Origin of the sequence: Cupriavidus sp. H18C1, from assembly GCF_049311595.1 — a bacterium.
GTDB lineage: Bacteria > Pseudomonadota > Gammaproteobacteria > Burkholderiales > Burkholderiaceae > Cupriavidus > Cupriavidus cauae.
The window spans coordinates 630,627-651,569 of record NZ_CP186008.1 but is presented as its reverse complement, the minus strand read 5'-3'; the positions used below and the strand labels follow the sequence as shown (position 1 = coordinate 651,569).

The window sequence follows — 20,943 nt, the reverse complement described above, 5'->3', positions numbered from 1 at the left end:
GGCGAAGTGTCAGCTGGATTCGCTCATACGTCTTTGGTCAATATAAACAATTTTGCGTATATTGCCCGCCGACTTCAGTGCGACGGCGTATTGGAGACCAGCGGACACCGTCGGACATCGTCAGCCGCTTTCCCGCCCTCAGGCCGCCGGGCCGCCGTTATCCAGCGAGTACGGCGTCAGCAGGCGCACCATCTGCGCGAAGGCCTTCGGGTTGCCGGCCAGCACCTCGCCCTGTTCGAGCTGGCGGGCCTCGCCCGCGTAGTTGCCGACCAGGCCGCCGGCTTCGGTGATGAGGAGCATGCCGGCCGCCATGTCCCAGGGCTTCAGGCCGGTCTCGAAGAAGCCGTCCAGGCGGCCGCAGGCGACATAGGCCAGGTCCAGCGCGGCGGCGCCCGGGCGGCGCAGGCCGGCGCAGCTGCGCGTCATCAGCGCGAACACTTCGACATAGGCCTCGAGGCCGTCCAGGTCGCGGAAGGGGAAGCCGGTGCCGATCAGGCAGTCGGCCAGCTTGTCGCGGCGGCTGACGCGGATGCGGCGGTTGTTCAGGAAGGCGCCGGCGCCCTTGGTGGCGGTGAAGAGCTCGTCGCGGGTCGGGTCGTAGACCACCGCCTGCACCGGCGAACCCTTGTGCAGCTGGGCGATCGACACGCAGTACTGCGGGAAGCCGTGGATGAAATTGGTGGTGCCGTCGAGCGGATCGATGACCCAGGTGTACTCGTGGCCTTCCTCGTCCTCCCGCCAGGACTGGCCGGACTCTTCCGCTAGAATGCCGTGTTCCGGGTAGGCGGTGCGGATGATCTCGATGATCGCGGCCTCGGCGGCGCGGTCGACCTCGGTGACGAAATCGTTGTGCTGCTTGCGGGAAACCCGCAGGAGATCCACGTCCATCGACGCGCGGTTGATGATGGAACCCGCCTTGCGAGCGGCCTTGATGGCGATATTGAGCATCGGATGCATGAATCTCTCCAGCCGCCGAAAAGCGGGCAGCGCTGCGGACGGCATGGCGCGCGCGGCTCCCGGCGGACAACACAACGGATTGTAGAAGAACGGGTGCGTCGACCTTGTCTCCGCTGGCCGGCATCGAAGCCTTGGCCAGGGCGGCGGAGCGGCGCGCCTAATAAATTGGAACCCTGCATTGTATAGGAACCCGGCAATGGACACGAGCGAGCACGCAAACGCAGCCCCGGGCGCGCCACAGACCGCCCTGGACGCCGCGTTCGCCCGCGTGCGCTTCGTGCTGGTCGAAACCAGCCATCCCGGCAACGTCGGCTCGGTGGCGCGCGCCATCAAGACCATGGGCTTTGGCGCCCGGCCCGGCACGCTGGTGCTGGTGTCGCCGCGGGAGCCGGCGGTGCGCGAGCACCCGGAGGCCGTCGCGCTGGCCAGCGGTGCCGACGACGTGCTGCGCACCGCGAGCGTGGTCGACGATCTGGAAACCGCGCTGGCGGGCGCCTCCTATACCGTCGCGATGACGGCGCGCCAGCGCGAGTTCGGGCCGCCGCGGCTGCTGCCGCGCGACGCGACGGCGCGGGCGAGCGGGCATCTGCTGGCGGCCGCGGCCGGCATCGGGACCGAATCGACCGCCGAAGCCACACAGAAATTCACCCCGGACATCACCCCCGAATTGACCGACGTCGCCTTCGTCTTCGGCAACGAACGCTTCGGCCTGCCCAACGAGGCCGTCGACCGCTGCTCGGTGGTGACCCATATTCCCGCCAATCCCGCCTACGCGTCGCTGAACCTGGCCCAGGCGGTGCAGCTGATCGCCTACGAGATGCGGCTGGCACTGCTGCAGGAGCGCGCGGCGCCTCCCAGCGATATCGGCTATGCTGGGCAGGCCGCCACGGCCGAGCAGATCGAGGCGATGTTCGCGCATCTGCAGCAGGGCCTGGAGGCGATCGGCTTTCTCGATCCGGCCCATCCGAAGAAGCTGATGCCGCGGCTGCGCCGGTTATTCGCGCGCAGCGGGCTGGAGCAGGAGGAGGTCAACCTGCTGCGCGGCATCGCCAAGCAGATGACGCTGGCCGGGCGCGGACCGCGCAGCGGCGACAGCAGCGTCGAGGGCAGTGGCGGCCGCAGCGGCGACCGCAGTGGCGACAGCATGGAGGCATGACCTTGGCGCGAATCGCCGCCTACTTCTGGTGCATCGAACCCTGGCGCGTCGAAGCCTGGCGCACCGAAGCGCCTCACGCACGTCGCGAGCGGGCCGGCCGTCCGTCGCTCGTGCGACGCGAGCGCGCCATGCGCACCGCTGCCCACGCTGCCCACGCCTTCCACCGCGAGCGATGTTGATGCCCGCGCCGCGCACGCCCGGGCTTCTCCCGCGCGTGTCGACGTAGCGGCGGGGCAGGTGCGGCGCCCGATGCCCATGACGGCATCAGGGTGCCAAATCTCTTACACTCCCTGCTTCCGTTTCCTCAGGGCCTTGCCCGGACACGACCCCGGCGGCATGCGCGCTCCGATGGCGCGCGGCACGGCGGGCAATCGCACACGACCAAGATGTTCTCTCGCCTCAAGGAAGATATCGACACCATCATGCAGCGCGACCCCGCCGCGCGCAGCCGGCTGGAGGTGCTGACGTGTTACCCGGGCCTGCATGCCGTGGTGTTTCATCGCTTCGCGCACGCCTGCTGGAATGCGGGGATGCATTGGCTGGGCCGCTGGATCTCGCACTGGTCGCGTTTCCTGACCGGCATCGAGATCCACCCGGCCGTGAAGATGGGCCGGCGCGTGTTCATCGATCACGGTATGGGCGTGGTGATCGGTGAAACCGCCGAGATCGGCGACGACTGCACGATCTACCAGGGCGTGACGCTTGGCGGCACCTCGCTGTACAAGGGCCAGAAGCGGCATCCGACGCTGGGCACCGGCGTGGTGGTCAGCGCCGGCGCCAAGGTGCTGGGCGGCTTCACCATCGGCGATGGCGCGCGGGTCGGCTCCAATGCCGTGGTGCTCAAGCCGGTGCCGCCGGGCGCGACCGCGGTGGGCGTGCCGGCCCGGATCATCCTGCCGGACGCGCCGCCTTCGCAGCAGGGCGCGCGGCAGGAGTTCTCGGCCTACGGCATCACGCCGAATGCCGACGATCCGGTGTCGCTGGCGCTGAAAAGTCTGATAGACCATGCCGCCAGCCAGCAGGAAAAGCTCGAGGCTGTGCAGGCGGCCCTGGACCGGCTCGGCGAGCATCTGGAGAACACGCCGAACGATCGCTTCGATGCCAGCGAGCTGCGCAAGCTGATGAAGTAACGCGATGGCATGAAGGGCAGGGGCGGGCCGCATCGGCTTCGCCCCTGGTGTTTCAGTCGAGCTGCGGCAACTCGCGAAAGCCCTCGGCGTCGAGCTGCAATGCCGCCGCGCGCGGATGCGAACCATCGAGGTCCCAGTCGGTCAGCACCCAGCGCAGGCCATGCGGCTCGTCATGCCGGGCTGGCCGGTGCGTATGGCCATGCACCATCGCCGCCGTGCCGCTGTCGCGCAGCAGCGCCGCCACCGCGGCCGGCGCGACATCGCCATAGTCGCGCGGCGGCCCGGGGCGCTGGCGGCCCGCCTCGCTGTCGCTGCGCAGCTTGCGCGCGATGCCCAGCCGCCACGATAGCGGCAGCGCCAGAAACAGCCGCTGGACCCACGGTTTGCGCGTCCAGTGCCGGAAGCGCATATAAGGCGTGTCGTCCGTGCACAGCATGTCGCCGTGGGTCAGCACCACGCGATGGCCCGCGCAATCGATCACGGTCGGATCGGGCAGCAGCGTCGCGCCGGCCTCGCGGGCAAAGCGCGGGCCGAGCAGGAAGTCGCGATTGCCGTGCATCAGGTAGACCGGGACGCCGCGCGCGGCCAGGCGCGCCAGCGCCGCGGCGACGGCGCGCGGAAACGGTGCCTCGCTTTCCTCGTCGCCGATCCAGAATTCGAAGAAGTCACCGAGGATGAAGAGGGTGCGCGCCTGTTCGGCGGCGCGCTCGAGCACGCGCTCGAAGGCTGCCAGCGTGCGCGGCATGCCTGGGGGTCAGATGCAGGTCGGAAATGAACCACGCCGGCGCTTCCACCGCGAGGGTGGAGGCAGCCGGCGTGCTGGCGGCAGGGCTCATCGATGCGGAACGATTTCCATGGGCGAGGGCATGCCGCCGTGATTGGCGCGGGCGCAGCGCACGCGTTGTGTCGCTTGCCGTGCCGCGCGCTGTGCCGAGTCAATCCAGTGCACGATTACTCGAGCACCACCGCCTTCTCGATCACGACGTCCTCGAGCGGCACGTCCTGATGGAAGCCGGCGCTGCCGGTACGCACGCCCTTGATCTTGTCGACCACGTCGGTGCCTTCGACGACCTTGCCGAACACCGCGTAGCCGAAGCCCTGCGGGGTCGGCGAGGTGAAGTTCAGGAAGTCGTTGTCGACCACGTTGATGAAGAACTGCGCGGTGGCCGAGTGCGGCGCGTTGGTGCGCGCCATCGCCACGGTGTAGCGGTCGTTCTTCAGGCCGTTGCCGGCCTCGTTGTCGATCGGGTCGTCGGTGGGCTTCTGCTTCATGCCCGGCTCGAAGCCGCCGCCCTGGATCATGAAGTTCTTGATGACGCGGTGGAAGATCGTGTTGTCGTAGTGGCCCTTGCGGACATACGACAGGAAGTTCTCCACCGTCTTGGGCGCCTTGTCGGCGTCGAGTTCGATGACGATGGCGCCGTGATTCGTTTGGAGCTGGACCTTGGACATGGCTTTCCTCTGTTACTTGACGATGGTGGCCGACTCGATGACGATCGGCGTGGCTGGCACATTACGCATGGGGCCGTAGGCGGTGGTAGGCGTCTTCTTGATGCGATCGACGGTATCCATGCCTTCGACCACCTTGCCGAACACGGCATAGCCGTTACCGTCCGGCTGCGGATAGTCGAGACTCGGATTATCTACCACATTGATGAAGAACTGCGCCGTGGCCGAGTTCGGATCGCCGGTGCGGGCCATGGCCACGGTGCCGGCCTTGTTCTTCAGGCCGTTCTGCGCTTCGAGCGGAATTGGCGCGCGCGTCGGCTTCTGCTTCATGTCGCGATCGAAGCCGCCGCCCTGCACCATGAAGCCGTTGATCACGCGGTGGAAGATCGTGCCGCTGTAGAAGCCGCTGTTCACGTATTCGAGAAAGTTGGCGACGGTCTTCGGCGCGGCCTCGGGATAGACCTCGATGGTGAAGCTGCCGGCGCTGGTGGCAAAACGCACGCGCTCGGCGGCCTGGGCAGCGGCCGAGGCCGGCGCCTGCGCGTGGGCGGCACCGTAGCTCAGGGTGCCGGCCATCAGCGCGGCCAGCATGGCGCCGAGGGCGCCGCGTCGGGTCAGGGACATGGGGATCTCCAGGGAGTGGGCGAGGGCGATCGGCGGATACCGGCGTCGATGGACGCGCCGTCCCGGCAGTCGCCCCGCATGGATAACGATCGCACCCGCTCGCTACGCCTTGCACAGCGCAGGGCGCGAGCGGGGCAGTGCTGCGGACCGCTCAGTCCAGGTCTTCGCGATCCGGACCGGGCGGCCGGGGCAGCGGCGGCGCCGCGAGCGGTGCCTGGGGCTCGGCGGCGGGCTGGCGCGTACGCGGCTGCGGGCTGGCGGGCGGATTTGCCGACGTATTGGCCGGCGCCTTGGTGCCGACCGCGGCCAGGCCGCTGCGGGCGCGCGCATCGCCGGGATTGCGTTTGATCGCTTCGGCGTAGGAGCGCTCGGCGAGCTTGCGATAGACGTCGCCCAGATTGGTATAGCCGATCGCAAAGCCGGGCTTGGCTTCGAGCGCCGCCAGCAGTTCGGCCTCGGCGCGCTTCAGATCGCCCCGGCGCGCATAGATCAGCGCCAGATTGTTGTGCGGCTCGGGCAGTTCGGGATATTCCTGTGCGATCTCGTGGAAGGCCTGCACCGCCTCGTCCTCGCGGCCGGCCTGCGACAGCGCCCAGGCGCGCTCGAAGCGGGCCTGCACGTTGCGCGGGTTCGCGGCGATCACGCGGTCGAAGCGTTCGATCGCCTCGGCATAGCGGCGCTGCTGCGCGGCCTTCTCGGCCTCAGCCATGCCCGGATCGCCGGAGGGCTGGAAGCCCTTCGCGCCGGCCGTGCCGCCGCCGGGGAAGCCGACGGACTGCGCCAGGGCCGGCGCAGCGGGCAGGGCGCACAGCAGCGCGGCGGCGCTCGCCACGGTGAGGGCGCACGCGCGCACGCTGCGTACGGTGGCTGCGGCGGCGCGCCGCCGCACGGTCATGATGCCGGGCGTGACGTGATGCATGGCGTCGGTCGCGACGTTGGGCGATGGCAAGCTCATGTAGGTGCGGTCCTTTATACTTCGCGGCATTCTAGCAAAGCGCGGCATCGACGCCGACGCGCGAAGGCTTCCGGTAAGATATGGCCTCGCTCGGCGAACCGATGTCCACGCCGCCGCGGCAGCGTTCCAAACGAATCGCCCGGTCACGCTGTCCGGCAAGTCGACCGATGCGCGGCCGGCAAGTCGGCACCGGCTCGCGCGCGACAGGCGCCACGCATTCTCTTCGAACACCTCGTTTCATGCATCCACTGAACATCTACAACACGCTCGCGCGCGAGAAACAGCCCTTCGTGCCCATCGAACCCGGCAAGGTCCGCATGTATGTCTGCGGCATGACGGTGTACGACTACTGCCACGTCGGACATGCGCGCGTGATGGTGGTGTTCGACATGGTGCAGCGCTGGCTGCGCGCCGCGGGCTACGAGGTGACCTATGTGCAGAACATCACCGACATCGACGACAAGATCATCCGCCGCGCCGCCGAGAACGGCGAGACGATCGGCGAGCTGACCGAGCGGTTCATCGGCTATATGCACGAGGACGCGGCCGCGCTGGGCATCCAGCGCCCGGACCACGAGCCGCGCGCGACGCAATACGTGCCGCAGATGCTCGACATCATCGGCAAGCTCGAAGCGAAGGGCCTGGCCTATCAGGCCAGCGATGGCGACGTCAATTACGCGGTGCGCAAGTTCGCGGGCTACGGCAAGCTGTCGGGCAAGTCGCTGGAGGACCTGCGCGCCGGCGAGCGCGTGGCCGCCAACGATGCCAAGCACGACCCGCTCGACTTCGTGCTGTGGAAGTCGGCCAAGGACAGCGAGCCGGCCGAAAGCAAGTGGTCTTCGAAGTGGGGCGTCGGCCGTCCGGGCTGGCATATCGAATGCTCGGCGATGAGCTGCGCGCTGCTGGGCGAGCATTTCGACATCCATGGCGGCGGCGCCGACCTGCAGTTCCCGCACCACGAGAACGAGATCGCACAGTCGGAAGGCGCGAGCGGCAAGCCCTTCGTCAACGTGTGGATGCATAACGGCTTCGTGCGCATCAACGACGAGAAGATGTCGAAGTCGCTCGGCAACTTCTTCACGATCCGCGAGGTGCTCAAGCAGTACGACGCCGAGGTCGTGCGCTTCTTCATCCTGCGCGCGCACTACCGCAGCCCGCTGAACTACAGCGACGCGCATCTGGACGACGCACGCCACGGCCTGACCCGTCTCTACACGGCGCTCAAGGACGTGCAGCCCGACACGGAGCCGCTCGACTGGGATGAGCCGCACGCGCGCCGCTTCGCCGAGGCGATGGGCGACGACTTCAATACGCCGATCGCGGTGTCGGTGCTGTTCGACCTGGCCGGCGAAGTCAACCGCAGCGGCTCGCCCGCCGCGGCGCGGCAATTGAAGGGCCTGGCCGCCACGCTGGGCCTGCTCGGGCGCGACGCGCACGCCTTCCCTGCAGGGTGGCGCCGACGCGGCCGGCATCGCGCCGGAGCAGATCGAGGAGCGCATCGCCGCGCGCAAGCAGGCCAAGGCCGACCGCAATTTCGCCGAGGCCGACCGCATCCGCGCCGAGCTGCTGGAGGCCGGCATCGTGCTCGAGGACAAGCCGGGCGGCGTGACCGAATGGAGGCGTGCTTGAACGCTGCCGTGCGCAAGACGCCCGGCACGGCGGCCAAGGCCGCCAAGCCGGCGCGGCCCACCGGAGAGCCGGCCCTGAAGGTGACCAAGGCGACCAAGGCAGCGAAGGTCGCCAAGGCGCCGGCCGCCGGCGGCGTGGCCGCGCCCAAGGCCCGCACGGTGACCAAAGCCGACGGCAAGCCGGTCCTGAAGACCGCGCGCGCTCCCAAGGCAACGCTGCCCGAGGCCGCGACGATCCCGCTGCCGGTCGAGACGGTCGAGGGCGCGGTGCGTCCCGCCTACTGGGACGAGGCCTGCGCCGATCTGATGAAGCGCGACCGCATCCTGCGCAAGATGATCCCGACCTACGGGCCGGCCCATCTGGTTTCGCGCGGCGATCCCTTCATCACGCTGGCGCGTTCGATCGTCGGCCAGCAGATCTCGGTCAAGGCCGCGCAATCGGTGTGGGACCGGCTGGCCGCCGCCTGCCCGAAGCTGACGCCGGCGCAGCTGCTGCGGGCCGGCGTCGACAAGCTGGCCGCCTGCGGCCTGTCGCGCCGCAAGGCCGAATACATCGTCGACCTGGCCGACCACTTCAAGGCGGGGCGGGTCCATGTCGACAAATGGGCCGAGATGGACGACGAGGCGGTGATCGCCGAGCTCACGCAGATTCGCGGCATCGGCCGCTGGACCGCCGAGATGTTCCTGATGTTCAACCTGATGCGGCCCAACGTGCTGCCGCTGGACGACATCGGCCTGATCAACGCGATTTCGGCCAACTATTTCAGCGGCGAACCCGTCACGCGCAGCGAGGCGCGGGAAGTCGCGGCCAACTGGGAGCCATGGCGCACCGTGGCGACCTGGTACATGTGGCGCAGCCTTGATCCGCTGCCTGTCACTTACTAGTCTGGCATTCGATAGTCGAAGCACGAAAGTGCTTCTTTCACCATCTACAGGCGGCGCATGCGACGCATCCGGCCCGATTTCCGCGCCCGGAGCGCAAGGAAATTCCGGTAGAATGCGCCCCTTCACAGACAGGTACGTGTGATTCAATGAAAACCACCTTCCTGGATTTCGAACAGCCGATCGCCGAACTCGAGGCAAAAATCGAAGAACTGCGCTTCGTGCAGGACGACTCGGCCGTCGACATTTCCGAAGAGATTTCGCGGCTGGCCGGCAAGAGCCAGCAGCTGACCAAGGACATCTACGCCAACCTGACCCCGTGGCAGGTGGCCCAGATCGCTCGCCATCCCCAGCGTCCCTACACGCTGGACTATGTGCGGGAGATCTTCACGGACTTCCACGAACTGCACGGCGACCGCGCCTTCGCCGACGATCTGTCGATCGTGGGCGGGCTGGCCCGCTTCAACGGCCAGGCGTGCATGGTCATTGGCCACCAGAAGGGCCGGGACACCAAGGAGCGCGCACTGCGCAACTTCGGCATGTCCAAGCCCGAGGGCTATCGTAAGGCCAAGCGGCTGATGGAACTGGCCGACAAGTTCGGCCTGCCGATCTTCACCTTCGTCGACACGCCGGGTGCATTCCCGGGCATCGACGCCGAGGAGCGCGGCCAGTCGGAGGCGATCGGCCACAACCTGTACGTGATGGCCGGCCTGAAGGTGCCCCTGATCGCCACCATCATCGGTGAGGGCGGTTCGGGCGGCGCGCTGGCGATCGCCGTGGGCGACGTGGTGCAGATGCTGCAATTCGCCACCTACGCGGTGATCTCGCCCGAAGGCTGCGCGTCGATCCTGTGGAAGACCGCCGAGAAGGCACCCGAGGCCGCCGAGGCGCTGGGCCTGACCGCGCATCGCCTGAAGGCGCTGGGCCTGATCGACAAGATCGTCAACGAGCCGCTGGGCGGCGCGCACCGCGATCCGAAGGCCATGGCCGCGATGCTCAAGCGTTCGCTGGCCGAGTCGCTGCGCCAGTTCCAGGGCATCAGCGTCAAGGAACTGCAGGCGCGCCGCCACGAGCGCCTGATGGCCTATGGCAAGTTCAAGGAAACCGGCGCACAAGGCTGATCCCGCCGCGCCCGATTTGCGCGACCCGACCGCCACGCTGACCGACAAGGTCGCACAGGCCCTGCAGGCCGGTGCGGCCTTTGTCGTTTCCGGGGCCGGCCAACATGGCCCGCGCGCGGTGGCGGTGGCGCTGTCGGGCGGCCGCGATTCGGTCGCGCTGCTGCATGCCACGCGCGCCGTGCTCGCCGCCACCCGTGTCGACGAGGCCGAGCCCGTGCCCCTGCTGGCGCTGCATGTCCACCACGGCCTGCAAGCCCAGGCCGACGAATGGGATCGCTTCTGCGCCGGGTTGTGCCGGGACTGGGGTGTCGACTACCGCTCCGCCCGGGTCACGGTCGTCCCCGCGCACGGGGGAAGGGCTCGAGGCCGCCGCCCGCCGTGCTCGCTACCAGGCGCTGACCGAGCTCTGCGAGCAGCACAACGTCGGCTGGCTGCTGTTCGGCCACCATCTGGACGACCAGGTCGAAACGGTGCTGATGCGGCTGTTCCGCGGCAGTGGCGTGCACGGCCTGGCCGGCATGCCGGCACTGCGGCGCCTGGCCGAACGCCGCGATATCGCGCTGCTGCGGCCGTGGCTCGAGGTCGAACGGCGCGATATCGAGGCCTATGGCGACGCGCACGGCTTGCGCTGGATCGACGATCCCTCCAACGACGACACCCGCTTCGCCCGCAACGCGCTGCGCCAGCAGCTGCCGGGGCTGCTGGCCGCCTTCCCGGCGCTGCGCGCCAACGTCGCCCAGGCCGCCGCGCATCTGGCCGAAGCCGCCCACGCGCTCGATGCGCTGGCCGGGCGGCAACTGGCGACGCTGGCGCATCCCGGCCGCGATGCCGCCACGCTTGCCGAGCTCGATCTCGACGGGCTGCGCGCCTTGCCGGCCGCGCAGGGCGATGCCGTGCTGCGGCTGTGGCTGCGCGACCTCGGCGTGCGCGCGCCCTCGGTGGCCCGGCTGGCGGCGATGCGGGCGCAACTGATCGACCATCGTGGCGGCGAGCCGGCGCTGCCGCATGACGGCCTGGTGCTGCGGCGTTTCCGCTCCCGTGTGCTGGCCTGTGTGCCGCCGGCCGCGCCGCCGGCGGAGGCGATCCCGCTGCAGTGGGGCGGGCAAGGCCGACTGCCGGTTCCCGCCTGGCGCGGCGAGCTGCGCTTCACGCGCGACGACACCTTCGGCGTGCCCGAGGCCGTGCTGCGGCAGCCGCTGACGTTGGGGCCCCGCACTGGCGGCGAGCGCATCGTGCTGCGGCCGGGCGGCCCCCGCCCGGGCGCTGAAGCAGGCGTATCAGGAGGCGGCCGTGCCGGCTTGGCGCCGCCCCCTATTTGCCGCTGCTGCGGGCGGGAGAGGCTGGGGGGCACACGGGAGCAGATCGTGCTAGCCGCCGGACTCGGCATGCACCGCCGCTGGCCCGACGCCGCGCCGGCCCCGCGTTGGCGGGTTGAATGGGAGGCCTGGGGTCCGGACGCAGCCGGGCCGCCGCATTGACCGGCGCATAACCGCGGCCCTCATGGCGCTGCCCGGGGCTCATGGCCCGGAACTCAGGCCCGGTGCTCAGGCCCGGTGCTCAGGCCCGGAACTCAGGCCCGGAACTCAGGCCCGGCGCTCGGGCCCCCGCCCTGACGGAGCGGCCTTGATGGGGCTGCTCATGGCCGCGGCCCCGCGGCGCCCGCCACGCCGCCTACCGCACGAGACGTCGCTCCGGCAAGGCTTGACAAGCCGAAACGCCCGCTATTCCGCCTTGCCGGGCGCCGGTGCTTGGTGTATTTTCAGTGGTTTTGCACAATCGCTGGCGTCGACAAGAAGATGGCTCTCATCGTTCACAAATACGGCGGCACTTCGATGGGTTCCACGGAACGCATCAAGAATGTCGCCAAGCGCGTGGCCAAGTGGCACCGCGCCGGTCACCGCGTAGTCGTGGTGCCTTCGGCCATGTCGGGCGAGACCAATCGCCTGCTGGGACTCGCCAAGGAGATTTCGCCGCAGCCGGACCCGCGCGAGCTCGACATGCTGGCCTCGACCGGCGAACAGGCCAGCGTCGCGCTGCTGGCCATCGCGCTGCACGGCGAGGGCATCGACGCGATCAGCTATACCGGCTGGCAAGTCCCGGTCAAGACCGATTCGTCATACACCAAGGCACGCATCGAATCGATCGACGATGAGCGCATCCTGGGCGATCTCGATGCGGGCCGCGTGGTGATCGTCACCGGCTTCCAGGGCATCGACGCGCTGGGCAACATCACCACGCTCGGCCGCGGCGGCTCCGATACCTCGGCCGTCGCCATCGCCGCCGCGATCGAGGCCGACGAGTGCCTGATCTATACGGACGTGGACGGGGTCTACACCACCGACCCGCGCGTGGTCGAAGACGCGCGCCGGCTGGACCGCATCACCTTCGAGGAAATGCTGGAAATGGCCAGCCTCGGTTCCAAGGTGCTGCAGATCCGCTCGGTGGAATTCGCCGGCAAATACCGCGTCAAGACGCGCGTGCTGTCGTCGCTGACCGACCCCCCTGATGCCGCTCGAGCAGGAAATGCATTCGGGCACGCTGATTACTTTTGAGGAAGACCCTGACATGGAAGCAGCCGTCATCTCCGGCATCGCCTTTGCCCGTGACGAAGCCAAGATCACCGTTCTCGGCGTGCCCGACAAGCCCGGCATCGCCTACCAGATCCTGGGCCCGATCGCCGACGCCAATATCGACGTCGACATGATCATCCAGAACCAGTCCGTCGAGGGCAAGACCGATTTCACCTTCACCGTGCCGCGCGGCGACTACCAGCGCTCGCTGGCGATCCTGAACGACGCGGTCAAGGGCCATATCGGCGCGGCCAGCGTGTCGGGCGATCCGAAGGTGTCGAAGGTCTCAGTGGTCGGCGTGGGCATGCGCTCGCATGTCGGCATCGCCAGCAAGATGTTCCGCACGCTGTCGGAAGAGGGCATCAATATCCAGATGATCTCGACCTCGGAAATCAAGATCTCCGTGCTGATCGACGAGAAGTACATGGAGCTGGCCGTGCGCGCGCTGCACAAGGCGTTCGAGCTGGAACAGGCCTGAATTCCGGCGCATTCGCGCGCCGGCCCTGGCGAGGGGCGGGCAAGTGCGGTGTCATCGATTCGTCGTTGACCAATTGCCGCGCCCTCGCTAGAATACGCGCTTCGTTGTGCGGCCTCCCTCGCACAACGCAAGTTTGGGAGACGTGGCCGAGAGGTCGAAGGCACTCCCCTGCTAAGGGAGCATCCGGGCCAAAACCTGGATCGAGGGTTCGAATCCCTCCGTCTCCGCCAGTACATCGGTACATGGCGGCGGAACCCCGGAAGATCGCGGTCTTCCGGGGTTTTGTTTTTTTGCGCCTGTCTTCTGGCCCTTGGCTCCGGGCTCCGGGCTCCTGGCTCGCAGGCGATGGCTGTCCGCCTCCACAGCAAAAAACAAGAACGAGCCGCACACACGCGATATCGCGGTTTGCCATCGACCACTACCGTACCGGGTTCGTTCAACCCCCCTCGAAGGCGAGCCATGTACGGATCCTCGATCTCCCCCGGCGCTGTCCCAGCTGTCCTCCCAGCCGTCCTCCCAGCCAACCCCGCAGTCGTCCTCCGAATCGCCGCCAGCCACTGGCGCCGGCGACGCCTCTGCCCGACACGGCAGCGTTTGCCTGAGTCCGGCCGGGCAACATGGAGGCACAGTCCAGGTCCGTATCGAACCGATGCCAGCCCAGCATCGCGCCGAAGCGAACCGCGGACCGTTTGCCCGCATCCGTCACAGCTTTACCGCCGTGGTGGATCGCCTGTTTCACAACCGCGGCGGCGCGGCCGATATCGCGAGCCCGCTGCCCGATGCCGCCGCCGCACCGGCTTGCATCGCGCTGCCGCCGCCTTCGCCGGCGTTGCCCGCCAGGAACACGGCCACGCTCCAATCGCTGCCGATCGAACTGATGCACGCCATCACGAACTGGCTGACGGACCACCGCGATGTCGCGCACCTGGCCAGCGTCAGCGCATCGATGCGCGCGCTGTTCCAGCACAACGATCGGCTGCTGCTCGCGCCTTCCCGGCTTCGGATGCAAGTGGGCGGAATCGGCGAGCACTCCGATATCCGTGCGCTGGTGGCCGACGTGATGGCCGCCCGGATGGGGCACGAGGAAACCGCCGCCATTCTGCTCGCCATATCGGCGAAGCTTCGCGCGCTGGCGAAGTGCAATCGCCTGGATGCGGCAATCGCGCTGATCGACGCCCTGGGCACCTTACCGGACTCCGTGCTGGCCAGGCAGACCGGTCGGCAGACCTTGATCGAACACTGCGTGGATTATTGCTGTCTAGCCTTCAATGGCGACGCGGATGGTCAGGCCCGGTCGATGATCGATCGCGTCTTTCACGTTTTCGATCGATCGCGGTCCGATGAACTGCAAGGCCTGGCGATGTTCGGGCTGGCCTGCGGGACCGGCTGGTTCGGTGAGTCCATACAGCGGGAATTGCGAGAGCGGATATTGGCACGCGTTGCGACCTTGCCGCGCGAGCATCAACACCGGCTTCGTGGCGCGACGGGTTGAGAGCGGCCACGGCCGACTCGCCGGCACCGCCGGGGGCCGCCGCATCGACCGCGCGTGGTTTCTACAGCCGCTGTCCGCCCTGGGGCAGTCATGCATGGCGCCGATCGAGCTGCGGTCCCGCCCATCCTCGCTCCCGCCCGCCGGCATCGCGAGGACCGCTGCGAGCGTCGGCCTTCACTCCTCCCTCGGCATCGGCTTGCGCTTCGACCACCTGCACCTTGCGCACCGGCACCCCAAACTTCACGCCAAGCTTCGCCAGCTCCGTCACCATCGCCAGATTGATCGACTGCTGGATATCCATGTACAGGTTGTAGTCCGGATCGGTAACGAAGTAGACGACCTCGAACTCCAGCGCGCTTTCGCCGAAGCCCTTGAAATGCGCGCGGTCGAAGCGCGTGCGGCCGGCGGCGACGACGGCCGCCTTGACGATTTCCGGGATGCGCCGCAGCGTTTCCGGCGGCGTCTGGTATGTCACGCGGAAATTGAACTGGATGCGGCGTTCCGCCATGCGCTTGTAGTTGTGGATCGTCGTCTTCAGCAGTTCGGTATTGCTGCAGACGATCTGCTCGCCGCTCAGCGCGCGCAGCCGCGTGGTCTTCAGGCCGATGCGCTCGACGCTGCCGGCGATGTCGCCGAACACGATGAAATCGCCGTTCTCGAAGGGCTTGTCCAGGCCGATGGCCAGCGACGCGAACAGGTCGCTGAGGATGTTCTGCACGGCCAGCGCCACGGCCACGCCGCCGACGCCCAGGCTCGCCACGAACGCCGTGATGTTGACGCCCATATTGGCCAGCACCGCCAGCAGCAGCACGGACCACAGCATCACGCGCATGCCCCACGCCATCACCGTGGTGAACACGGGATTGTGGGCCGTGGGCCCGGTGCCGGTCAGCCGGTCGTACGTCCATAGCGTCACGGCATGATTGATCCAGATCGCGATCTGCAGCCCGATCAGCAGGAACCACAGATGGCCGATACGGCTGGCCCATTTCGGCGGCAGGTCGAGGAAGTCGACGGCGATCAGCAGCGCGGCCAGCAGCAGCACGAAGCGCGAGGTATGCCGCAGCATGTCCGCCATGCGGTCGATGATCACCGGCCTTGTCCGGGCCGCGAGCCGGTCCAGGCGTGCGCAGGTAAAGCGCAGCAGCGTGACCAGCACCAGATAGCTGACGACGGCGGCGATGCCGGCATGCAGCCAGTTGAGCGCCGGGATGCCCAAGAAGACGTTCAGATCGAGCCATTCCTTCATGCCTTACCTCCTGTGCCGAGACGGACGCATGGGGTAGGGGCTTGCAGGATTGATGCCACTGCGCGGGCAGGCGCCGGCACCCCAGGCCATACAGGGCGCGGAATGGGTCTATTTCAACGGATCGCGGCACGCGCCTTTTTGATGCAGGGGCCCGCGCATCGGGATGGCCGCGGGCGATCCACCTTCGAAAATTCAAACGAGGGAAACGCTGACATGGTCCCCATGGCCGGCGGGCCGCGGGATGGAATCCCCTACAATCGGGTCACCCCATCCCACACGATCGGCGGCGGGCAAGCACGATGCAGAGCCATCGGCGCGCACGACCGACCCCAAGGAGACAGCCACGATGTTCACCCCGTGTCCCACCGAACGCAGCGGCGTCATTGCCGACCGCGTCGAGCGCTTTGTCCGCGATGTCGTCGTCCCCTATGAAGCCGATCCGCGCTGCACGGCGCACGGGCCGACCAGCGAGCTGATCGACGAGATGCGCGCAAAAGCCCGCGCCGCGGGCGTGATGACGCCGCATATCCTGCCCGACGGTTCGCACCTGACGCAGCTGGAAACCGCGGCCGTGCTCAAGCGCTCGGGCCTGTCGCCGCTGGGACCGGTGGCCGTCAATACGATGGCGCCGGACGAGGGCAATATGTTCCTGCTCGGCAAGGTCGGCACGCCCGCGCAGAAGCAGCGCTTTCTCGAGCCGCTGGTCCGCGGCGAGGCGCGCTCGGCGTTCTTCATGACAGAGCCCGCCGAGGAGGGCGGGGCTGGTTCCGATCCATCGATGCTGCAGACCACGGCGACGCAGGACGGCGGCGACTGGATCATCCGCGGCCGCAAGAAGTTCATCACCGGCGCCGAAGGGGCCCAGGTGGGCATCGTGATGGCGCGAACCGGCGACGGCGAACACGCGCAGGCGACGATGTTCCTGGTGGACCTGCCGCATCTGGCCATCCGCATCGAGCGCGTGATCGACACCATCGACAGCTCGATGCCCGGCGGCCATGCGCAGATCCTGCTCGACGACCTGCGCGTGCCGGCCGACCAGGTACTCGGCGAGGTCAACGAGGGCTTCCGCTATGCGCAGGTGCGCCTGTCGCCGGCGCGGCTGTCGCACTGCATGCGCTGGTTCGGCGGCACGGTGCGCGCCGACGAGATCGCGCGCGCGTATGCCACCACGCGCAAGGCCTTCGGCAAGCTGCTGATCGACCATGAGGGCGTGGGCTTCATGCTGGCCGAGAATCGGATCGACCTGCAGCAGGCCGCGCTGATGATCGACTGGTGCGCCGGCGTGCTGGACGGCGGCGCGGCCGGCACGGCGGAGAGTTCGATGGCGAAGGTCGCGGTGTCGGAGGCGCTGTACCGCGTGGCCGACCGCTGCGTGCAGATCATGGGCGGCCTGGGCGTGTCGCGCGACACCATCGTCGAGCAGATCCTGCGCGAGGTGCGGGCCTTCCGCATCTACGACGGTCCCACCGAGGTCCACAAGTGGTCGCTCGCGAAGAAGATCAAGCGCGATACGCTGGCCGGCACCCCGGCGCGCTGAACGTCGCGCCATGCCGTCGCGTCCCTCACCGGTGCAGCGCGCCCTTGCCGTGCTGCGCGCGCTGTCCGATCCCGAAGTGCGCCGCATGAGCGATGTCGCGCGGGCGACCGGGCTCGATCCCGCCACCGCGTCGCGCATGCTGGACCTGCTGGTGCAGGAGGGCTTTGCCACGCGCGACGAGATGCGCCGCTACGGCATCGGCCCGGAGATCTTCCAGCTCGCCGACGTCGCGCAGCGCCGGGCCGCGCTGCGCAAGCTGGCACGACCGGCGTTGCAGCGATTGGTCGCGGAATTCGGCGATACCGCCGTGCTGACCGAGGCCAGCCGCGGCGAGGCCGTCTGTTCGGACGTGGAGCCGGGCACGGTTCCGCTCAGCGCGAACTACGTCTCGGTCGGCACGCGCCGACCGCTCGGCGTGGGAGCGGGCAGCCTGGCCGTGCTGGCGTGGCTGCCGGCCCCCGAACGCGCGCACCGCCTGCAGCAGACCTCGCGCAAGCTGGCGAACTATCCGCGGCTCGACGCCGCCGCCATCGCCGCGGAAATCGAGGCGGCCCGCTCGCGCGGGCACGTACTGTTTCTCGACTGGGTGGTCGAAGGCATGGGCGGCATCGCGGTGCCGATTCTCGACGATCAGGGCAGGCCGATCGGCGCGCTCAGCGTCGCGGCGCAGACGGTACGCTTGCGGGCGCGCGAGGCCGCCCTTGCGCGGCGGCTGAGGGCGGAGGCCAGCCACATCGCCAGCGCGTGGACCGGCTCGGTGTTGTCGCCGCAGGGCGAGCCAGGCCAGGTGACAGCGCGCGTGACAGCGCGCGGGACGGCAGTGCGCCTATCGCGCCGGCCCGCGCAGCAGCGGCGCTAGTTCGTCCGGAATCTCGACCTCGAAGCGCAGCACCGCACTGGCCAGCGCCTTGCCATAGTTGTCGATCGCTAGGCTGCGCGACACGCCGCCGCCCAGCGCGCCCTCGGCGACGAAGTTCAGCACCTGCAGCCCGTCGACCTCGTAGCGGGTCACCTCGCCGGCGATCAGCGTGCCGTACAGCGACTTGAACGCGGCCGCCGTCAGTTGCGCCTTGATATGCGGATAGAACTCGGGCGCATAGGCGATCACGGCCGTGTTCGAGGTGTTGCCCTTGTCGCCGGAGCGGCTATGGGCCAGACGCCGCAGGGGTACACGCATGGCGCTTCCTTACAGATAGTGGATCTCGGACCGGATCAGCGCGCGCGGCACCAGCGCCGACCAGACACCGATGATCTCGCGGGTCCGGTCCTGATGCGGCACGCGCTTGCCGGTGGAGGCCAGCCCGCAGACCGCCATGCTGTCGATCTCGCGGCCGACCTTGGCCGCCTCCTCGCGCGTGCGCGTGCGTGCCGCCACGCGTACCGCGATCTCGTTCGGCTCGCAAGCGGGTTCGGGGGAGGCGGCGCCATGCACGGCGTTGACGCCGAGAAAGTCGATGCGCAGCTCGTCGGCCTGCAGCTTCGCGATGGCGAAGCGTTCCTCGAGGATGCGCCTGGCCAGCTTCGCCTTGTCCAGACAGCCCGGGCCCGCATAGAAGAACATGTCCTCGCCGATATGGCCCTCGGTGCAGCCCAGCGACACCTTCAGCGTGTCGGTAGCCGGCAGCCCGGAGACCCCGTCGATGCGCACACGGTCCGGCCCCACCTGTTCCAGCACCGCGGTCGAGAAGTCGACGATGACGTCCGGCGTGATATAGCGGCGCGGATCGTGGACCTCGTAGAACATCTGCTCCTTGACGGTCTGGAGGTCGATGCGTCCGCCGCTGCCTTCGACCTTCGCGATCACGGCGCTGCCGTCGGCCTCGACCTCCGCGATCGGGAAGGCGAGATTCCATGGCTCGGGCACGTCCTTGTAGCCCGGATCGCCGAAGTAGCCGCCGGTCACCTGCGCGCCGCATTCGAGCAGATGGCCGATGGCGCTGCCGCGCGCGAGACGCGTCACGTCGTCGGGGGACCAGCCGAAATGCGCGATCATCGGCGCGAGGAACAGCGAGGGATCGGCGACGCGGCCCGTGATGACGATCTGCGCGCCGGCGCGCAGGGCCTCGACGATCGGCGCGGCGCCCTCGTAGGGCTCGGCGCTGATCAGCGTGCCGCGCAGCGACGACACCGGCGCGCCGCTCTCCAGCAGCGTCAGGTCGAGCTCGCAGATGTTGCCGGTCAGGTCGGTGGTCGTGATCGCCGCGATCCTGACGCCGGGCAGCGCCAACTCGTCGCACAGCTCGGCCACGCGCCTGGCGGCACCGAGCGGATGGATCCATCCCTGATTGCTGACGATGCGCGTGCCGTTGGCGATGCAGTGCGGCAGCACCGCGCGCATGCGCTCGTCGAGATAGGTGTCGTAGCCGGCGAAGGCCGGATCGCGCCGCTTGCGGACCTGTGCGGCCGAGACCGTGGCCTCGGCCATGGTCTCGAAGCACAGATAGTCGAGCTTGCCGAGGCGCGCCGAGCGTTCGGCCGGCTCGACGCGGTCGCCCCACCAGCCCGATCCCGAGCCGATGCGAAGGGTGCTGCCGCGAGTCATGGTGTCCGTCATGCCTGGGTCCTTCTTTCCTGCGGTACGTGTCGTGCGTGCCATACGAGCCGTACGTGAACGACGTGCGGTACGTGCAGTACGCGCGGTACGTCCGATACGTGCAGCACGCTCATTGCGCCTTGATCCCCGCGCTGCGAATCACGCGCGACCACTTGTCGGTATCCGCCTTGATCTGCGCCGCGAAGGCCGCCGAGCCTTCGCCGCCGGGCTCGGCGCCGAGTTCCTGGATGCGCTTGCGCACGTCTGGCATCGCCAGCACCTTGTCGACGGCCTGCTGCAGCTGGCGCACGCGCTCGGGCGGCGTGCCGGCCGGCGCCAGCAGGCCGAACCAGGAATTGACCTCGTAGTCCGGCAACCCCGACTCGCGCACCGTCGGCACCGATGGCAGCACCGAGGCGCGCTTGACGCCGGTGACGGCCAGCGCCTTGATCTTGCCGCCCTGGATCTGCGCCAGCGCGGACGGCAGGTTGTCGAACATCAGGTTGACCTGACCGGCAAGCAGATCAGTCATCGCCGGCGCCGCGCCCTTGTACGGCACGTGCTGCATCCTGACGCCGGCCATCATGTTCAGCAGCTCGCCCGACAGATGCGGCGAGCCGCCGGTGCTGGTCGACGCGTAGTTGATCTTGCCGGGCTCGCGCTTTGCCAGCGCGATCAGCTCGCCGATGGAGTTGGCCGGCAGCGTGCTGTTGACCAACAGCACGTTGGGCGAATTGGCGACCAGCGTCACCGGCGCGAAGTCCTTGGCGCTGTCATACGGCATGCGCGGATAGATGAACTGGTTGGTGACCTGCGTGCCGAGCGTGCCCATCACCAGCGTGTAGCCGTCGGCGGCGCTGCGTGCGGCCGCTTCCGCGCCGATGTTGCCGCCCGCACCGGGACGGTTCTCGACGACCATCGGCTGGCCCAGTACCTCGCCGGCCTTCTGCGCGACGAGCCGCGCCAGGATGTCCGTGGTGCCGCCCGGCGTGAACGGCACGATCAGGCGAATGGGCCGGGTGGGGAAGGCCTCGGCCGCGATGGCCGACATCGCGGGGACGGCCGCGCCGCACAGCACCGCCATCGCGGCGAGCAGGGCGCGCCGCGCAGGGGAATGACGCTTCATCGGTTTGTCTCCTCGGCGCCAAGGCGCACGCTGGTTTCGTCAATGGAAACTCT

16 protein-coding genes, 1 tRNA gene and 4 pseudogenes are annotated in these 20,943 nt (G+C 68.5%); 11 read left to right on the top strand and 10 right to left on the bottom strand.

Annotation, left to right across the window (positions count from 1 at the left end):
* Positions 1 to 138: 138 nt before the first annotated feature.
* The gene (locus OJJOAM_RS03025; protein WP_149319271.1) at positions 139 to 957 is read right to left on the bottom strand and encodes an inositol monophosphatase family protein; all 819 of its coding nucleotides are present in this window, start codon (positions 955 to 957) and stop codon (positions 139 to 141) included.
* A gap of 196 nt (positions 958 to 1,153) precedes the next feature.
* Between OJJOAM_RS03025 and OJJOAM_RS03020 the strand changes: the two genes are divergently transcribed.
* Together OJJOAM_RS03020 and cysE are read left to right on the top strand one after the other, a co-directional pair.
* Positions 1,154 to 2,113 carry an RNA methyltransferase gene (locus tag OJJOAM_RS03020; protein ID WP_422648825.1) on the top strand — a complete coding sequence of 320 codons (960 nt, stop codon included), beginning with the start codon at positions 1,154 to 1,156 and terminating at the stop codon, positions 2,111 to 2,113.
* Between the two features lie 386 nt (positions 2,114 to 2,499).
* Positions 2,500 to 3,243, top strand: a complete 744-nt coding sequence (gene cysE, locus OJJOAM_RS03015) for a serine O-acetyltransferase (protein WP_006577564.1) — start codon at positions 2,500 to 2,502, stop codon at positions 3,241 to 3,243.
* A gap of 52 nt (positions 3,244 to 3,295) precedes the next feature.
* Here cysE and OJJOAM_RS03010 read toward each other — a convergent pair.
* From OJJOAM_RS03010 to OJJOAM_RS02995, 4 genes and pseudogenes are all read right to left on the bottom strand, one after another.
* Positions 3,296 to 4,079: pseudogene (locus tag OJJOAM_RS03010) on the bottom strand (UDP-2,3-diacylglucosamine diphosphatase).
* A 115-nt stretch (positions 4,080 to 4,194) separates the two neighbouring features.
* The gene (locus OJJOAM_RS03005) at positions 4,195 to 4,695 is read right to left on the bottom strand and encodes a peptidylprolyl isomerase (protein WP_023264649.1); all 501 of its coding nucleotides are present in this window, start codon (positions 4,693 to 4,695) and stop codon (positions 4,195 to 4,197) included.
* A gap of 12 nt (positions 4,696 to 4,707) precedes the next feature.
* Entirely contained in the window at positions 4,708 to 5,316 is a 609-nt protein-coding gene (locus OJJOAM_RS03000; protein ID WP_422648824.1) for a peptidylprolyl isomerase, read from the bottom strand.
* 151 nt (positions 5,317 to 5,467) lie between these two features.
* Positions 5,468 to 6,502 carry a tetratricopeptide repeat protein gene (locus OJJOAM_RS02995; protein WP_422648823.1) on the bottom strand — a complete coding sequence of 345 codons (1,035 nt, stop codon included), beginning with the start codon at positions 6,500 to 6,502 and terminating at the stop codon, positions 5,468 to 5,470.
* Between the two features lie 8 nt (positions 6,503 to 6,510).
* Here OJJOAM_RS02995 and cysS point away from each other — a divergent pair.
* The 3 genes and pseudogenes from cysS (at position 6,511) to OJJOAM_RS02980 (ending at position 9,902) form a co-directional block, all read left to right on the top strand.
* Positions 6,511 to 7,900 (top strand): annotated as a pseudogene (cysS, locus tag OJJOAM_RS02990) (cysteine--tRNA ligase).
* Entirely contained in the window at positions 7,885 to 8,784 is a 900-nt protein-coding gene (locus OJJOAM_RS02985; RefSeq protein WP_422648822.1) for a DNA-3-methyladenine glycosylase family protein, read from the top strand. Before cysS ends, OJJOAM_RS02985 begins: the two are co-directional and overlap by 16 nt.
* Positions 8,785 to 8,930: 146 nt before the next feature.
* Positions 8,931 to 9,902: an acetyl-CoA carboxylase carboxyltransferase subunit alpha gene (locus OJJOAM_RS02980; protein ID WP_023264370.1), complete on the top strand. Its 972-nt coding sequence runs from the start codon at positions 8,931 to 8,933 to the stop codon at positions 9,900 to 9,902.
* Here OJJOAM_RS02980 and OJJOAM_RS02975 read toward each other — a convergent pair.
* Positions 9,877 to 10,146 (bottom strand): hypothetical protein, encoded by a 270-nt coding sequence (locus tag OJJOAM_RS02975; RefSeq protein WP_422649647.1) that lies wholly within the window; start codon positions 10,144 to 10,146, stop codon positions 9,877 to 9,879. The genes OJJOAM_RS02980 and OJJOAM_RS02975 overlap by 26 nt on opposite strands.
* On the opposite strand from OJJOAM_RS02975, the pseudogene tilS reads away from it, so the two are divergent.
* From tilS to OJJOAM_RS02955, 4 genes and pseudogenes are all read left to right on the top strand, one after another.
* Positions 10,027 to 11,380, top strand: a pseudogene (tilS, locus tag OJJOAM_RS02970) (tRNA lysidine(34) synthetase TilS). The gene OJJOAM_RS02975 and the pseudogene tilS overlap by 120 nt on opposite strands.
* A gap of 318 nt (positions 11,381 to 11,698) precedes the next feature.
* A pseudogene (locus OJJOAM_RS02965) lies at positions 11,699 to 12,950 on the top strand (aspartate kinase).
* Between the two features lie 136 nt (positions 12,951 to 13,086).
* Positions 13,087 to 13,180 (top strand) — tRNA-Ser (locus tag OJJOAM_RS02960).
* 419 nt (positions 13,181 to 13,599) lie between these two features.
* Entirely contained in the window at positions 13,600 to 14,442 is an 843-nt protein-coding gene (locus OJJOAM_RS02955) for a hypothetical protein (RefSeq protein WP_422648821.1), read from the top strand.
* Positions 14,443 to 14,530: 88 nt separating this feature from the next.
* On the opposite strand, the gene OJJOAM_RS02950 is transcribed toward OJJOAM_RS02955, so the two are convergent.
* Entirely contained in the window at positions 14,531 to 15,691 is a 1,161-nt protein-coding gene (locus OJJOAM_RS02950; RefSeq protein WP_422648820.1) for a mechanosensitive ion channel family protein, read from the bottom strand.
* A 346-nt stretch (positions 15,692 to 16,037) separates the two neighbouring features.
* Here OJJOAM_RS02950 and OJJOAM_RS02945 point away from each other — a divergent pair, with 346 nt between their 5' ends.
* Complete coding sequence (locus OJJOAM_RS02945; protein ID WP_422648819.1) at positions 16,038 to 17,231, top strand: acyl-CoA dehydrogenase family protein; 1,194 nt, start codon at positions 16,038 to 16,040, stop codon at positions 17,229 to 17,231.
* Between the two features lie 10 nt (positions 17,232 to 17,241).
* Positions 17,242 to 18,090, top strand: a complete 849-nt coding sequence (locus OJJOAM_RS02940) for an IclR family transcriptional regulator (protein ID WP_422648818.1) — start codon at positions 17,242 to 17,244, stop codon at positions 18,088 to 18,090.
* On the opposite strand, the gene OJJOAM_RS02935 is transcribed toward OJJOAM_RS02940, so the two are convergent.
* From OJJOAM_RS02935 to OJJOAM_RS02925, 3 genes are all read right to left on the bottom strand, one after another.
* The gene (locus OJJOAM_RS02935) at positions 18,058 to 18,408 is read right to left on the bottom strand and encodes an AtuA-related protein (RefSeq protein ID WP_422648817.1); all 351 of its coding nucleotides are present in this window, start codon (positions 18,406 to 18,408) and stop codon (positions 18,058 to 18,060) included. The two genes, OJJOAM_RS02940 and OJJOAM_RS02935, sit on opposite strands and share 33 nt — an antisense overlap.
* 9 nt (positions 18,409 to 18,417) lie before the next feature.
* Positions 18,418 to 19,773 carry an acyclic terpene utilization AtuA family protein gene (locus tag OJJOAM_RS02930; protein ID WP_422649479.1) on the bottom strand — a complete coding sequence of 452 codons (1,356 nt, stop codon included), beginning with the start codon at positions 19,771 to 19,773 and terminating at the stop codon, positions 18,418 to 18,420.
* Positions 19,774 to 19,894: 121 nt separating this feature from the next.
* Positions 19,895 to 20,890: a Bug family tripartite tricarboxylate transporter substrate binding protein gene (locus OJJOAM_RS02925; RefSeq protein WP_422648816.1), complete on the bottom strand. Its 996-nt coding sequence runs from the start codon at positions 20,888 to 20,890 to the stop codon at positions 19,895 to 19,897.
* Positions 20,891 to 20,943 lie beyond the last annotated feature (53 nt).